General features: G+C 38.3%; 17 protein-coding genes. 16 read left to right on the forward strand and 1 reads right to left on the reverse strand.

What is annotated here, in order from left to right; all coding sequences use genetic code 11:
- Positions 1 to 67: 67 nt before the first annotated feature.
- The 9 genes from AC4D4A_RS00510 (at position 68) to AC4D4A_RS00550 (ending at position 7,230) form a co-directional block, all read left to right on the forward strand.
- Positions 68 to 1,315, forward strand: coding sequence for a tetratricopeptide repeat protein (locus AC4D4A_RS00510; RefSeq protein ID WP_490994081.1), 1,248 nt, complete (start codon positions 68 to 70; stop codon positions 1,313 to 1,315).
- A 27-nt stretch (positions 1,316 to 1,342) separates the two neighbouring features.
- Positions 1,343 to 1,900 carry a ReoY family proteolytic degradation factor gene (locus AC4D4A_RS00515; RefSeq protein WP_490994082.1) on the forward strand — a complete coding sequence of 186 codons (558 nt, stop codon included), beginning with the start codon at positions 1,343 to 1,345 and terminating at the stop codon, positions 1,898 to 1,900.
- 189 nt (positions 1,901 to 2,089) lie between these two features.
- Complete coding sequence (locus AC4D4A_RS00520) at positions 2,090 to 2,542, forward strand: DUF2487 family protein (protein WP_490994083.1); 453 nt, start codon at positions 2,090 to 2,092, stop codon at positions 2,540 to 2,542.
- A gap of 182 nt (positions 2,543 to 2,724) precedes the next feature.
- Positions 2,725 to 3,228 (forward strand): QcrA and Rieske domain-containing protein, encoded by a 504-nt coding sequence (locus AC4D4A_RS00525; RefSeq protein WP_490994084.1) that lies wholly within the window; start codon positions 2,725 to 2,727, stop codon positions 3,226 to 3,228.
- Between the two features lie 13 nt (positions 3,229 to 3,241).
- The gene (qcrB, locus tag AC4D4A_RS00530) at positions 3,242 to 3,916 is read left to right on the forward strand and encodes a menaquinol-cytochrome c reductase cytochrome b subunit (RefSeq protein WP_066107427.1); all 675 of its coding nucleotides are present in this window, start codon (positions 3,242 to 3,244) and stop codon (positions 3,914 to 3,916) included.
- 45 nt (positions 3,917 to 3,961) lie between these two features.
- A complete protein-coding gene (locus AC4D4A_RS00535) occupies positions 3,962 to 4,747 on the forward strand; it encodes a c-type cytochrome (protein ID WP_490994085.1) in 786 nt (261 codons plus the stop codon).
- Between the two features lie 244 nt (positions 4,748 to 4,991).
- Positions 4,992 to 5,597, forward strand: a complete 606-nt coding sequence (gene lhaT / locus AC4D4A_RS00540; protein WP_490994086.1) for a lipoprotein heptaprenylglyceryl N-acetyltransferase LhaT — start codon at positions 4,992 to 4,994, stop codon at positions 5,595 to 5,597.
- Between the two features lie 59 nt (positions 5,598 to 5,656).
- On the forward strand, positions 5,657 to 6,451 hold the full coding sequence (locus AC4D4A_RS00545; RefSeq protein ID WP_490994087.1) for a sporulation protein YpjB: 795 nt from the start codon (positions 5,657 to 5,659) through the stop codon (positions 6,449 to 6,451).
- A gap of 101 nt (positions 6,452 to 6,552) precedes the next feature.
- Positions 6,553 to 7,230, forward strand: coding sequence for a zinc metallopeptidase (locus AC4D4A_RS00550; protein ID WP_490994088.1), 678 nt, complete (start codon positions 6,553 to 6,555; stop codon positions 7,228 to 7,230).
- Positions 7,231 to 7,275: 45 nt separating this feature from the next.
- On the opposite strand, the gene AC4D4A_RS00555 is transcribed toward AC4D4A_RS00550, so the two are convergent.
- Positions 7,276 to 8,148 carry a YitT family protein gene (locus AC4D4A_RS00555; RefSeq protein ID WP_490994089.1) on the reverse strand — a complete coding sequence of 291 codons (873 nt, stop codon included), beginning with the start codon at positions 8,146 to 8,148 and terminating at the stop codon, positions 7,276 to 7,278.
- A gap of 145 nt (positions 8,149 to 8,293) precedes the next feature.
- On the opposite strand from AC4D4A_RS00555, the gene AC4D4A_RS00560 reads away from it, so the two are divergent.
- From AC4D4A_RS00560 to AC4D4A_RS00590, 7 genes are read left to right on the forward strand one after another with little or no spacing between them, the layout of a single operon-like run.
- On the forward strand, positions 8,294 to 8,626 hold the full coding sequence (locus tag AC4D4A_RS00560; protein ID WP_490994090.1) for a nucleotide pyrophosphohydrolase: 333 nt from the start codon (positions 8,294 to 8,296) through the stop codon (positions 8,624 to 8,626).
- Positions 8,627 to 8,629: 3 nt separating this feature from the next.
- Positions 8,630 to 9,424, forward strand: a complete 795-nt coding sequence (dapB, locus tag AC4D4A_RS00565) for a 4-hydroxy-tetrahydrodipicolinate reductase (RefSeq protein ID WP_490994091.1) — start codon at positions 8,630 to 8,632, stop codon at positions 9,422 to 9,424.
- A gap of 13 nt (positions 9,425 to 9,437) precedes the next feature.
- Entirely contained in the window at positions 9,438 to 9,842 is a 405-nt protein-coding gene (gene mgsA, locus AC4D4A_RS00570; protein WP_490994092.1) for a methylglyoxal synthase, read from the forward strand.
- Positions 9,843 to 9,852: 10 nt separating this feature from the next.
- Complete coding sequence (gene bshB1 / locus AC4D4A_RS00575; RefSeq protein WP_490994093.1) at positions 9,853 to 10,560, forward strand: bacillithiol biosynthesis deacetylase BshB1; 708 nt, start codon at positions 9,853 to 9,855, stop codon at positions 10,558 to 10,560.
- Positions 10,557 to 11,708 carry an N-acetyl-alpha-D-glucosaminyl L-malate synthase BshA gene (gene bshA / locus AC4D4A_RS00580; protein WP_490994094.1) on the forward strand — a complete coding sequence of 384 codons (1,152 nt, stop codon included), beginning with the start codon at positions 10,557 to 10,559 and terminating at the stop codon, positions 11,706 to 11,708. Before bshB1 ends, bshA begins: the two co-directional genes overlap by 4 nt.
- Entirely contained in the window at positions 11,705 to 12,889 is a 1,185-nt protein-coding gene (locus AC4D4A_RS00585) for a CCA tRNA nucleotidyltransferase (protein ID WP_490994095.1), read from the forward strand. The genes bshA and AC4D4A_RS00585 overlap by 4 nt, the downstream gene beginning before the upstream one ends.
- Positions 12,862 to 13,854, forward strand: a complete 993-nt coding sequence (locus tag AC4D4A_RS00590; RefSeq protein WP_490994096.1) for a biotin--[acetyl-CoA-carboxylase] ligase — start codon at positions 12,862 to 12,864, stop codon at positions 13,852 to 13,854. The genes AC4D4A_RS00585 and AC4D4A_RS00590 overlap by 28 nt, the downstream gene beginning before the upstream one ends.
- Positions 13,855 to 14,028 lie beyond the last annotated feature (174 nt).

The raw sequence follows: 14,028 nt of genomic DNA on the forward strand, positions 1-14,028 counted from the left end.
AATATTATTTTGCCGAATGACCAGCAGATTTGTTATAGATTTAGGGAAACAGAAAGGAATACCAAAGATGAAAATTGAATCAATTATAAAAAAACTGATGCAAGGTGAATTTGAAGAAGCTAAAAAACATATAAATCAGATTAAGCAATCCAACAATGATGACGATGTTTATACCTTAGCGGAAGAAATCGCTTCACTTGGTTTTATGGAAGAGGCAAAGGAGCTTTTTGAAGAATTGCTGAAGCGTTATCCCGATGAAGGAGAGATTTTATTTTCATTGGCTGAAGTATCAACTGAATTAGGGCAGGAAGAGGAAGCTTTGTTATATTTAGAGAAAATTGATCAGGAAGATCCGATGTACCCAGGAGCACTCCTATTATTAGGTGATTTATATCAGGGAATGGGTATGGAGGAGGTCAGTGTTCAAAAGCTAAAAGAAGCCAATCGAATTTTACCGGATGAACCCATTGTAAAATTTGCTCTTGCAGAACTTTATTATCAACAAGGACATTTCCGTTCGGCTGTAGAATTATATAGCAGTATCTTAAAGAATGAGACTGTAATAAATGGCATTTCGATTTATAAGAGATTAGCCTTGTCACTTGTATCGTTGGGCGAATTTGAAGAGTCGCTCCCTTATTTCAAAAAAGCTGGCAGGGAGGATGATGACGTAAATTTACTGTTTGAATATGGATTTGCTGCGTATCATGCAGGAGAATTTCCAACAGCAATAGCTAAATTTACAGAGCTTAAGGAAATAGACCCTGCCTATCATTCACTTTATTTGTATTTAGCTATGGCCTATGAAGAGTCCCTTGATCTGGAAAAAGCACTGGGTGTTGCAGAAGAAGGGATTAAGGAAGATCCATTCAATAAAGAAATATTCCTGTATGGTGCTGAGCTCGCAAGTAAGCTTGGAAATACGGAGAAAGCTATTAAATGGCTATCGGAAGCCATTGCGATTGATCCGGGTTACCTCGAGGCAATCCTAACTTTAGGCAAGCTTTATTTACACGAAGAAATGTTTGACCATGTCATTGATTTGGTATCTTCTGTTAGAGCGATGGGGGAGGATGATCCGCAATTCAATTGGCTCCTGGCAACGGCATATTCAGAGCTCGAGGAGTATAGTGAAGCATTATCATGTTACAAAGAGGCACATGAATTTTTTGGAGATAATAGAGACTTTTTGCATGAATACGGTTATTTCTTACTGGAAGACAGTAAATTCGAAGAAGCCAGGTCGATATTTAAGACATTACTCCACGAAGACCCAAGCAATGATGAGTATATTGATATTTTAGAACGAATTTAACTAATTTGTACAGAGGAGGGCTCCACCTTGAAAACCCCTGTTTCTGTCGATGAGAAGAAGGAATTTATACGCTGGTTTCTGAACCATTACCAATTAAAGCGCAGAGAATGTGTATGGATATTAAATTACTTAATGAGTCATGATCAGCTCATGATGAATGTTCATTTCGTGGAAGGGGCGAAGTATTGTCCGAAAGGGATGGTTATGTCCACTCATTGTGTAGAAGATGTGCCATTCAGATTCTATAAGAGTAATATCATGACAACCGATGCAGAGAAGTCATTCCATGATATACGGCTTAATAAGGACGAGGATATCTACATACAATTGAATTTCAGGACAGCCTACTCATCCTATCAGTATGCAGCCGTACTCGAGGAAAATCCTTATCAGCCAAAAAACCTACCCGGTAATGAACAGGATCAATATATTGCAGAAAATATTTTAAAAATCAGTCTATCCAGATTTGAAGAGGAACGGTTAGCACAAATGATTGATGAGGCAATTGATAACCGTGATATCGAATTATTTAATAAATTAAGCAGTCAGTTGAAGAGAATCCGATCTCAGGAATCTATTAACTAATAGCAGCCACACATATTTCTTTGAGAGAAAGAAAATATGTGTGGTCTTTTTTATGCTTCACCGCTTAAATTGGCAAATGCGTATTCTAACAGGATGAGGAACAAAGATTTCTCCCTGAATTGTAAGCTTATTTGTATATATTTTACTTATTATGTTTTACAATGGAAAAAGAAGTCGAGGGGGAAAATTATGAAATATCAATCAATTGACACAGAATTATTCAGTAAATCCAAAGAATATATTGATACTATAGTTATCCCGTTAAATCCGGTTGATTTTGATGATACATTTAGCCAGACGGTATCATCCTACGAATTTATGACATTGCTGACGCATGAGCTCGAAAAAGAATTAAAGGGCCGTCTATTTTTAGCCCTGCCTCTGCCATATATTAAAACTAGTAAGACGGAGGAGAAATTAAATCTCTTGTCTGTATGGGTAGATTATTATAGAGATCAGGGGTTTAAATATATCCAATTTCTCACTACTGACAGTAAATGGACAAGTATAGATGAGGGCGGACATGTTTTATGGATACCGGCAATCCCTATTGAAAAAATGCCACTGGACGCGATTAAAACAGTCATAAGTGAACAAACGAAACAGCTTGTTGATATACTCGCAGAATCTTGGAATAAATAATATGTTTGTAAGTAAATAGTATATTGGTATAAAACAGGAAAAATAAAACATGTATTTCCTTAACTGGGAGTTTATTGACCTATTAAAAATATTAGGATATTATTGTAATGTCCTAGTTTTATGGAGTTTGTGCAATTTTCTATTTTGTATGACTTTTTCGATATAAGGGGGGGAGAAATTTTATGAGCAGCCAAAAAGTATCAAGACGCCAATTTCTGAATTATACGCTTATGGGCGTTGGGGGGTTCATGGGAGCGGCAACACTTATGCCTATGCTGCGTTTTGCAGTCGATCCAGCTTTAAAAGCGAATGCATCTGGGGAGTTCATTAATACCGGATTAAAAATATCTGAGATTACTGAAACACCAACTCGTGTCGATTATAAAACTGAGGTAAAAGATGGATGGTACGAAGCTGAAGAGACAAGAACAGCATGGGTTTACAAGGATGAAAACGGCAAGATAGTTGCCCTTTCTCCGGAGTGTAAACATTTGGGATGTACGGTGAACTGGGAAGGATCAGAAGATCATAAGAATGAATTTTATTGCCCATGTCACGGAGGTCGTTATGAAAAGGATGGGAAAAACGTTCCGAAAACGCCTCCAATCAAGCCACTCGATGTTTACGACAAGCAAGAAAAAGATGGAGTGTTATATTTAGGCAATGCAAATGAAAATAAAGTGTAGGGAGGCATAATCAATGCTTAATAAAATGTACGATTGGATTGATGAGCGATTGGATATCACGCCCTTATGGCGCGACATTGCTGATCATGAAGTCCCTGAGCATGTAAACCCTGCCCATCACTTTTCGGCATTTGTTTATTGTTTTGGGGGATTAACGTTTTTCATTGTAGTCATTCAAATTTTATCCGGAATGTTTTTAACCATGTATTATGTACCGGATATTAAAAATGCATGGGAATCTGTTTATTATTTACAAAATGAAGTTGCTTTCGGTCAAATTGTTCGGGGCATGCATCACTGGGGAGCAAGTGTCGTCATCGTCATGATGTTCTTACATACTCTTCGTGTGTTCTTCCAGGGTGCCTATAAAAAGCCACGCGAATTAAACTGGATTGTCGGAGTTTTAATTTTCTTTATAATGCTAGCTCTAGGATTGACAGGGTATCTGCTTCCTTGGGATATGAAAGCGCTGTTCGCTACAAAAGTAACGTTGACCATTATCGATTCGGTGCCATTCATCGGACCATATTTAAAAACATTACTTGCTGGTGACCCTACGATAGTCGGGGCGCAAACCTTAACGCGTTTCTTTGCGATTCATGTATTCTTCCTTCCAGCGGCGCTTATTGGACTAATTGCAGCTCACTTCTTAATGATACGCAAACAGGGAATATCAGGACCGCTATAAGATATTAGTTGAAAATGGAAATGTTACGAAGGAGGGGATATCCTTATGCATCGTGGTAAAGGAATGAGATTTGTAGGGGATTCAAGGATAAGCGCAGATAGAAAACCGAATATTCCAAAAGATTATTCAGAGTATCCAGGAAAAACGGAAGCCTTTTGGCCCAATTTCTTGCTGAAAGAATGGATGGTAGGTGCTGTATTTTTAGTAGGCTTTTTATGTCTTACAGTTGCCCATCCATCGCCGCTCGAGAGGATTGCTGACCCAACAGATACGGGATATGCGCCTTTACCTGACTGGTACTTTATGTTTTTGTATCAATTGCTTAAATATTCATATGCTTCCGGACCATATAACTTAATCGGGGCTTTGGTCATTCCGGGACTGGCTTTTGGTGCATTAATGCTTGCACCGTTTCTGGATCGCGGACCGGAACGCAAACCAACTAAACGAATCTTCCCAGTAGGTTTTATGTTGCTTGCATTTGCAGCTGTATTTTACCTAACATGGGAAACTGTTTCTCAACATGACTGGGCAGCAGCAAAGCTGCAAGGACAAATTGTTGAGGATGTAGCAATCGATAAAGAATCAGAGGGATATAAGCTATATCAAGGACAAGGCTGTGTAAGCTGTCATGGGGACTCCTTACAGGGTGGAAATGGTCCTAAATTGCTTGGTACAGAATTAGAGGTTGATGAAATCGGTCATATCGCTGTAAATGGTACCGAAAATAAAAAAATGCCACCAGTTTTTAAAGGTTCTGAAGAAGAATTAAAAACTCTGGCAGAATTTATTAAGGGAGCAAATGCAGGCGGAGATTCAAAAGGGGAATAATGTTTTTTGAGGGGTACTCAGGTGAGTACCCCTTTTGTCTTAAGAAGATTGTCATAGCCGCCGTATTCATGTTGACAAATGACGTATAGTTGTTTGTATTATAAATAATGGGACGGTCAGAGAGTTTCCTGCTGAATTGGAAAGTTCTCTTTGAGAGAGAAATTTAGAGCAGGGATGATTTGGCTAAAAATCAAGTAATTGAGAAACTTCTATTGGAATAATTCAGATTGTGATGGAGGATATTATGAAAAGCTGGCTTTATGCTATATTAAGAAATCGGACATTTTTATGGATTTTATTGATTATTAATCTTTTGGGAACAATATACGGGTATTATTGGTATAAAGGGCAGCTTGAAGTAACACCAGTAGCCTTTCTTGCTTTTGTGCCAGACAGTCCTACTGCCAGCTTATTTTTTTGTATTGCTGTTATTGGATGGCTTTTAGGGTGCAACTTTGGTTTATTTGAAGCCTTAGCAATCGTTTCTCTTTTTAAATATGGTATTTGGGCAGTTATCATGAATATATTAACTTTCTCTGTAGAAGGTTATGTATCTTTGGTCGCTGTCATGCTGATTCTATCGCATGCTGCCATGGCAATTGAAGGAATTCTTTATGCTCCCTTTTATCGGGTTAAACCATGGCATTTAACCGTAGCTGGGATTATCGTGTTACATAATGAAATCATTGATTATGTATATGGAATGATGCCGACGTATAGTGTTTTGAATCAGTATATCCCCCAAATTGCTTATTTCACTTTTTGGCTGAGTATACTTTCGATTGGAATAGGGTATTGGTTTACTCTTCGTAAAAATCGGGAAATATACTCCATTCATCTCAGGCAATAAATAGTTCTAGTCTTGTCCCTTCACACATACGATTAAGTAGTATGAGGAGGGATATTTTTATGAAGTTTAAATCTATATTTTTCTCAATAGCCATTATAATATCATCAGGAATCATCACGACCTATGCTAACGGACCTGATAAACAAAATTCGTTAGAGACCCTTGCTGATCAATCCCTTCAATTTGCAAAAGTAGATAGACGTGAAGAAGCAGAGCGTTTATTGGAAGCATTTTCAGATAAATTTTATGATCAGGCAATTGAGAGCTCAGACTATACAATGGATGAAATTAATATTATAACGATTGCCTATGAGGAAGCCATTCAAACTGTGCAAAATAAAGAAAAAACAGATGTTGAGGTAATCAATGAAATAACGAAATTCCGATTAGTACTTGATGCAGTTCATTGTGATGGCGCACCCTTATGGGCGAGTTTAAAGGATAGCATTATCTCTGCTGCAGGGGAAACAAAGGTATCAATCCAGAAACAGGATTCGATTGCTTTTCAGGAAAAATTAAATCATCTATTAACGATTTACAATATTATATATCCATCGTTAAAAATAGATGTTACACCTGAACGTTTTCAGCAAGTCGATGCTCATATTCAATTTATTGATCAATATCGTCCGCAGGTCTTTTCTGATCAATCACAAACCGATATAATTTCTTTAGAGGAGCAGTTGCGTGATATATTTGAGGAAGCAGAAAAAGATGATGCAGATCCATCCCTTTGGTGGGTAATCATTTCAACTGGAAGTATTATTATTATGACCTTATCTTATGTGGGATGGAGGAAATATAAAGCTTCAGATGATCAGCTTCATACAAAAAAGAAAAAACAGAATTTTTGATAAAATTTTGAATAATATCTATCCATTGACAGATGTTATACGACATTATTACAATTACCATAACACAACTATAAATAACAGAAATGAAATGGAGGATATAGATGAGCTTTTTAATTTATTTTATACTGCTTTTAATTATCCCAATTTATGCACAAATGAAAGTTCAAAGGGCTTACAAGAAGTATTCACAGGTTCCTGCATCGAACGGTTACACAGGCGCGGAAGTTGCCCGTAAGTTGTTGGACGAAAATGGTTTGTACAATATACGTGTAGAAGAAACACATGGGGTGTTAAGTGACCACTATGATCCTACAAATAAAGTGGTAAGATTATCATCAAGTAACTATCATGGACATTCACTCGCCGGCACTGCTGTCGCAGCGCATGAGGTTGGTCATGCCATTCAGGATAAAGAAGATTATTCCTTTATGAGAATCCGTCATAAGCTAGTACCAGTTGCTAATATCGGTTCTAACTTTTCCTGGATATTAATTTTAGCTGGGATGTTGCTTGGCAGCTTAAATCTAGCATGGCTGGGAGTATTGTTTATGGGGGCAGCCGTGTTATTCCAATTCGTTACACTGCCGGTTGAATTCAATGCTTCTAACCGTGCTATGAAACAGGTTGTTGCTTTAGGTGTAATTGGGGCCGATGAAGAAAAAGAAACGAAAAAAGTCTTAGATGCCGCAGCCTTAACATATGTTGCAGCTGCAGCAGTTGCTGTACTTGAATTGTTACGATTTGTATTTATGCTAACCGGCATGAATAGTGAAGATTAATAAGAGAAACCCCCTTCGTTTATGAAGGGGGTTTTCCTATGTTGCTTATTTTTCAAGCGGATTTTTATTTTCATCCAACGTAAATCCTTCACCCAGTACATCATGTACGATGGATACGGAAACAAATGCGTGTGGATCAATGGATGTAATAATACTCTTAAGACGTACAATTTCATTGCTGCCTACAACGCAATAAATTACATCGCGCTCCTGTTTGGTATATGAGCCAACCCCTTTGAGTAATGTAACACCGCGTTCCATTTGTTGATTAATCTTTTCAGCTATCACGGAATTGGAGTTACTTATAATCATAACACCGCGGGCTGCATAAGCACCCTCCTGGATAAAGTCAATTACACGACTGCCAATATAAACGAGGACAAGTGTATACATGGCTTGTTTATATTCCAAATACGTTACGAGTGATAAAACGATAACGCAGAAGTCAAACATAAACATGGTTTTTCCCATGCTCCAGCCTTTATATTTGAACATGAGCCGTGCGATGATATCGACTCCGCCAGTTGTTCCGCCGTAACGGAAAATAATCCCTAAACCGACACCGATGCACACACCTGCAAATAAAGCGGCAAGCATAAGGTCATCCTTTAAAGGAATATGCATTTGATATTTTTCGAAAATCGCGATAAATACAGATACAGCGATAGTACCGATGAGCGTATACAAAAATGTTTTTTTGCCCAACAGTTTATATCCTACAAAGAAAAGAGGTATATTTAATAAAATATTGGTAATTGAAGGGCTAATACCAGTTAAGTTATATATTAAAAGGGTAATCCCGGTAAATCCCCCTTCACCTAATGCATTTTGCATATTAAAATGAACGAGGCCAAAAGACATGATTGCTGCCCCTAATAATATCAGTATGACGTTTTTAAGCTTTAAGTTGAAAAACACATTCTAACCCCTTCCTTGCTAACTCAATTATTATTATAGTGTACAATTGAGGAAAAATAATGAATGATATCCTTTTGCATTCTATCATATTTATTGTTCGAAAACTAAGAAATACGCTAACATTAAGAGAAAAGGGTGTAACTGTATGGAACATAAGAAAACAATGGCTGCCTTACAGCAAGAAGTAGATCAATACATAGGGCAATTTAAAGAGGGTTACTTCAGTCCGCTTGCCATGACAGCGAGACTTACAGAAGAGCTTGGAGAATTGGCGAGAGAGATTAACCATTATTATGGTGAAAAACCAAAAAAAGAATCTGAAAAAGAAAAAGAGATTGAAGAAGAATTGGGAGATGTTTTATTTGTGCTAATTTGTATGGCCAATTCGCTGAATATTGATTTACAGGAAGCGCATGACAGGGTAATGGAGAAATTCAATTCCAGAGACAAAGACCGCTGGACAAGAAAGGAAGAATGATTGATGATTAATGTCATAATTGCAGGGCCGCGAGGTAAAATGGGGAAAGCAGCAGTAAATTTAGTGATGAATACAGAACATTTTCATTTAGTAGCTGTATTGGATCATAAGAATGATGGGTTGAAATTAAGTGAAATAGATGGATTTACCGGTATAGATGTTCCCATCTATACAGATCATGAAAAATGTTTCTCTGAAGTTAAAGCGGATGTACTGATTGATTTGACCACTCCGGAGTCTGGAAGAATCCATACATTGTCAGCATTATCACACCATATCCGTCCGGTTGTTGGAACGACCGGCTTTTCAAATGAAGATTTAAAAGAAATCAAAAGAATTTCAAAAGAAAACGGAATTGGGTGTATTATTGCACCGAATTTTGCTGTTGGTGCTGTGTTAATGATGAAATTTGCCAAGCAGGCAGCTAAATATTTTCCGGATGTCGAAATTATTGAATTGCATCACGATCAAAAACTGGATGCTCCTTCAGGAACAGCTATAAAAACAGCACAATTAATTTCTGAAGAAAGACAAATAAAAAAACAGGGACATTTAAATGAAAAAGAAACAATAAAAGGTGCACGTGGTGCAGACTATGAAGGAATGAGAATACATAGTGTACGCTTACCTGGACTTGTTGCACATCAACAGGTCATGTTTGGCGGAGAAGGTCAGACATTTACTTTAAGACATGATTCGTATGATCGAAACTCTTTTATGAGCGGAGTTAAATTGTCGGTGGAAACCGTCATGAATATAGAAGAATTAGTATATGGTTTAGAAAATATTATTGATTAAGGAGCACTGTTCCATGAAAATCGCATTGATTGCACATGACAAAAAGAAAGACGACATGATTCGATTCACGCTTGCGTATAAACATATCCTGGAAGAGCATCAGCTTTTTGCTACCGGTACAACGGGAAAGAGAATACAGGATGAAGCTGGCCTGTCCGTTCATCGTTATCAGTCCGGACCACTCGGGGGAGATCAACAAATTGGGGCGATGGTTGCAGAAAATGATATTGATATTATTATTTTCTTCAGAGATCCATTGACTGCACAGCCACATGAACCGGATGTGTCCGCTTTAATGCGTTTGGCGGATGTTTATTCCATTCCATTGGCAACTAATATGGGAACAGCTGAAATGTTAATACATGGATTGGAACGTGGAGACCTTAAATGGAGAAATATTGTTAGGGAAAAGGAGTAATATGCCCACAATGAAGACAGACATACTATGTTTTGGCGCCCATTCCGATGATGTAGAAATCGGCATGGGGGGCACAATAGCAAAATATACAGAATTAGGCCATTCCGTTGTCATCTGTGACTTAACCGAGGCGGAGCTTTCATCGAATGGTACCCCAACAAATAGATTGAAGGAAGCCAAACAGGCAGCTGCCATCTTAGGTGTAAAGGAACGCTTGAATCTAAATATGGGAGATCGGCAATTATATCCCACACCTGAAAACATCTCAAAGATTGTTTCTGTTATAAGAACATACAAGCCTGAAATAATCTTTATACCCGCTGTTCCTGACCGCCATCCGGATCATGGACATTGTGCAGCACTGGTTGAAGAGGCAGTCTTTTCTGCTGGTATTAGGAAATATGAGGATGAAAGCAAGCTCGAGTCCCATAAGCCGAAGCATGTTTTTTATTACATGATCAATAGCTTCCATCCACCAGATTTTTGTGTGGATATCAGCAAATATTTTCATTGTAAATTATCCAGTTTAAAAAGCTATTCCTCTCAATTTATTAAAACTGATGATGGGGTTGTGACCCCGCTTACTGAAGGATATCTCGAAGCAATCGAAGGCAGAGAGCGGGCATATGGAAGAGAGACAGGAGTTTTATTTGCAGAAGGGTTTAGAACGAAAAAACCTCTCTTACTTGATCAAGATTTGTTAGGTGGAAAGAAATGAAACAGTTAAAAATCGGAATAGTTTGTTATCCTACTGTCGGCGGATCAGGAATTGTTGCGACCGAATTAGGAATTAAGCTGGCGGAGAAGGGACATGAGATTCATTTTATAACATCCAGTGTACCGTTCCGCTTAAAAAAGCGATACTCAAATATATATTTTCATCAGGTTGAAGTGAATCAATATGCCGTTTTTCAGTATCCACCATATACCTTGTCATTGGCCAGTAAGATAGCCGAGGTGGTTAAAATGGAAGAGCTTGATATCATTCATGCCCATTATGCGATGCCGCATGCCGTATGCGGAATTTTGGCTAAGCAAATGACCTCCTCTGGCCTAAAGGTAGTAACGACTCTTCATGGTACGGATATTACAATACTAGGGTATGATTCATCTCTGCAGGACATGATTAAGTTCGCTATTGAAAAATCCGATGCGGTTACAGCGGTGTCCCGTGAACTTGTTAAAGAGACATATGAATTAATTCAACCGGATCAAGAAATCCAAACGATTTATAATTTTATCGATTATCCGGCCCCTGAACCGGATGCTGGTAATGTGGCTAATTTAAAAGCCGAGCTTGGAATAAAAGAAGATGAAAAAATTGTCATTCACGTCTCGAATTTCCGGAAGGTGAAGCGTGTACCTGATATCATTGACACTTTTGGAGCCGTTGCAGACAAAATACCGAGTAAACTTTTATTAGTGGGTGACGGACCTGAAATGTCTTTTGTAAGTAAAAAAATTAAAGCTATGGGCTTACAGGAGAAAATTATTCTGTTAGGAAAACAGGAAAATCTGCAAGAGCTATATTCTATCAGTGATGTATGTGTACTTATGTCAGAAAAAGAAAGTTTTGGGCTAGTACTTCTTGAAGCGATGATCTATGGTGTTCCATGTCTTGGAACAAAAATCGGGGGAATTCCTGAGGTTATTGAAGATGGGATTAACGGATACACCATCGAGCTGGGAGATATCGAAGCTGCCTCTATGCGATTGTTGGAATTGCTTGAAAATGATTCGCTAAGAATGAATATGGGTACTAACGCTATTCATAAAATTAAAGATCATTTTCAAACCGAACATATCGTGAATCAATATGAGGACTTGTATTATTCATTATTGAAAAATGGGGAGAAGGATGAATGAATCAGGAATTTATCAGAGCGCGTCCTGTTTTGGAACAGTTAACGGCGAAGGGCTATGAAGCCTATTTTGTTGGCGGAGCTGTTAGGGATACTTTAATGGGTAAGGATATTGATGATGTGGACATTGCTACCTCCGCCACTCCCGAGCAAGTAAAGGAAATTTTCACCCATACAGTAGATGTTGGTATTGATCATGGAACTGTATTAGTGCTTTATAAAGGCGAATCGTTTGAGATCACGACATTTAGAACAGAGTCTCAATATAAAGATTATCGACGGCCAGATTCAGTCATCTTTGTAACCTCTTTGCATGAGGATTTAAAGAGAAGAGATTTTACGATGAATGCAATTGCCATGGACCAGGATGGGAACTTGTATGATCCGTTTGATGGAGAAAAAGCTATACATACAAAGGTAATCGAGACGGTTGGTCCGGCGGATGAACGATTTAGTGAGGATGCGCTAAGGATTCTTCGTGCTGTTCGATTTGTCAGCCAGCTAGGGTTTACGTTGCATGAAAATACACGATCGGCATTACGGAAAAATGCCGATTTACTTTTACATATAGCACAGGAACGGAAAACAGCTGAGTTTCAAAAAATGGTTCTTGGCCAATATCCAGAAAAAGGGTTAAAAATTGCTGCAGACGAAGGTTTGCTAGCCTATTTCCCGGGTTTAGGTCAATTTGCGGCTCATATAGAGCAGTTTCTTGCACGGCCCTTAAACCGTTGTGAATCATTTGAAGAATGGATGGCCTTGATTGCCCTCTTTAATGGTCAGGATCAATCCCTATACAGTCACTGGAAGCTTTCATCCAGTCAAATGAAAAAAATAGGTCTGCTGATCCGTGAAACGAAAAAAAGAGAGAGTTCCTCATTTACTCCCTTTACCATTTATCAGCTTGGTCTTGAAAACACCCTGAGTGTGGAAAGAGTTTGGTCAGTATATCATCATGCAGAACCAGACTACGATGCAATCACTAATCTGCATGCTCGTATGCCAATCCATAAGGAAACTATTATAGAGGTTTCCGGAAACGACCTGATGAAATGGGCTGATAAAGCAGGTGGATCGTGGATAAAGGAGCTTATGCATGAAGTGATTAACGGAATTCTGGATCATAAGGTCCCGAATAAAAAGGAGTTAATTAAACAATGGCTCATTCAAGAGAACAAACTTTAAAGTATGAAATTGCCAAAGCCTTTGCGAAAGCCGGAGATGATTATATATCTGGTCAGGCATTAGCTGATTTAGTTGGTTGTTCAAGAGTAGCGATATGGAAGCATATTGACCAGCTGCGTCAGGAGGGCTACGAAATTGAGGCTGTAAAGAAAAAGGGATATCGGCTCTTGAATAAATTAGATTCTCTCAGGGCCACTGATATCTTAATGGGATTACAGACTGAATTTGTCGGACAATCTATATATTCCTATGATACGGTCTCATCCACTCAAATTGTTGCCAGAGAACTTGCGGGAAGCGGAGCTAAAGATGGTACAGCTGTGATTAGTGATGAACAAACGGAAGGTACAGGGCGATTAAAAAGAAAGTGGCATTCTCCTGCAAATGGAGGGATCTGGTTAAGTATGATTATGAGACCTGATATCCCTCCCTACCATGCCCCTCAGCTCACGTTGTTAACAGCTGTTGCTACTGTCCAGACACTAAATGAATTTGGTGTGAATGCAGGGATCAAATGGCCAAATGATGTGTTAGTGGAAGGAAGGAAGATTGCGGGCATATTAACAGAGCTTCATGCGGAATCTGATCAAATTCATCATGTGATTATCGGCATTGGCATGAATATAAACCAGCCCCTTGAATCGTTTCCTGATGAATTAAAAGAGATTGCTACTTCAGTCTTAATCGAGAAGAAACAAAGAGTAGATCGATCTGAATTTTTACAAAGCTTTTTTAAGAACTTTGAAGATATATATCTACTTTATTTAGAAAAAGGTTTTGAACCGATAAAACAGCTTTGGGAAGAGCTAACGATTACCATTGGGAAGAAGGTCACCGTCCAAAGCCTGCATGGATCTTTAACTGGATTGGCAACCGGAATTAATGATGACGGTGTATTGATTATCATGGATGATGAGCAAAAAAGCCATTTGGTTTATTCCGGAGATATAACCGTGCATCAATAAAGGGAAAATTGATTGTTCTTAAGCGATCGTCTTGAAAAAGAAAGTAATTGAAAATGAGTTAATATATGGCATATAAAAATGACTGAATGTTATAATTCATAGAAGGGCGGGAGCGGAAACGACCTGCACCTTGTATTTTAGTCATTTAAATAGATTTATAATTCTGCCTGTATC

The organism is Pradoshia sp. Z5_111 (assembly GCF_058267535.1).

What these genes read in the sequence shown, in the direction of transcription:
- AC4D4A_RS00510 (WP_490994081.1), top strand. Translation starts at nt 68, where the DNA reads ATGAAAATTGAATCAATTATAAAAAAACTGATGCAAGGTGAATTTGAA.
- AC4D4A_RS00520 (WP_490994083.1), top strand. Translation starts at nt 2,090, where the DNA reads ATGAAATATCAATCAATTGACACAGAATTATTCAGTAAATCCAAAGAA.
- AC4D4A_RS00525 (WP_490994084.1), top strand. Translation starts at nt 2,725, where the DNA reads ATGAGCAGCCAAAAAGTATCAAGACGCCAATTTCTGAATTATACGCTT.
- qcrB (WP_066107427.1), top strand. Translation starts at nt 3,242, where the DNA reads ATGCTTAATAAAATGTACGATTGGATTGATGAGCGATTGGATATCACG.
- AC4D4A_RS00535 (WP_490994085.1), top strand. Translation starts at nt 3,962, where the DNA reads ATGCATCGTGGTAAAGGAATGAGATTTGTAGGGGATTCAAGGATAAGC.
- lhaT (WP_490994086.1), top strand. Translation starts at nt 4,992, where the DNA reads ATGAAAAGCTGGCTTTATGCTATATTAAGAAATCGGACATTTTTATGG.
- AC4D4A_RS00545 (WP_490994087.1), top strand. Translation starts at nt 5,657, where the DNA reads ATGAAGTTTAAATCTATATTTTTCTCAATAGCCATTATAATATCATCA.
- AC4D4A_RS00550 (WP_490994088.1), top strand. Translation starts at nt 6,553, where the DNA reads ATGAGCTTTTTAATTTATTTTATACTGCTTTTAATTATCCCAATTTAT.
- AC4D4A_RS00560 (WP_490994090.1), top strand. Translation starts at nt 8,294, where the DNA reads ATGGAACATAAGAAAACAATGGCTGCCTTACAGCAAGAAGTAGATCAA.
- dapB (WP_490994091.1), top strand. Translation starts at nt 8,630, where the DNA reads ATGATTAATGTCATAATTGCAGGGCCGCGAGGTAAAATGGGGAAAGCA.
- mgsA (WP_490994092.1), top strand. Translation starts at nt 9,438, where the DNA reads ATGAAAATCGCATTGATTGCACATGACAAAAAGAAAGACGACATGATT.
- bshB1 (WP_490994093.1), top strand. Translation starts at nt 9,853, where the DNA reads ATGAAGACAGACATACTATGTTTTGGCGCCCATTCCGATGATGTAGAA.
- bshA (WP_490994094.1), top strand. Translation starts at nt 10,557, where the DNA reads ATGAAACAGTTAAAAATCGGAATAGTTTGTTATCCTACTGTCGGCGGA.
- AC4D4A_RS00585 (WP_490994095.1), top strand. Translation starts at nt 11,705, where the DNA reads ATGAATCAGGAATTTATCAGAGCGCGTCCTGTTTTGGAACAGTTAACG.
- AC4D4A_RS00590 (WP_490994096.1), top strand. Translation starts at nt 12,862, where the DNA reads ATGGCTCATTCAAGAGAACAAACTTTAAAGTATGAAATTGCCAAAGCC.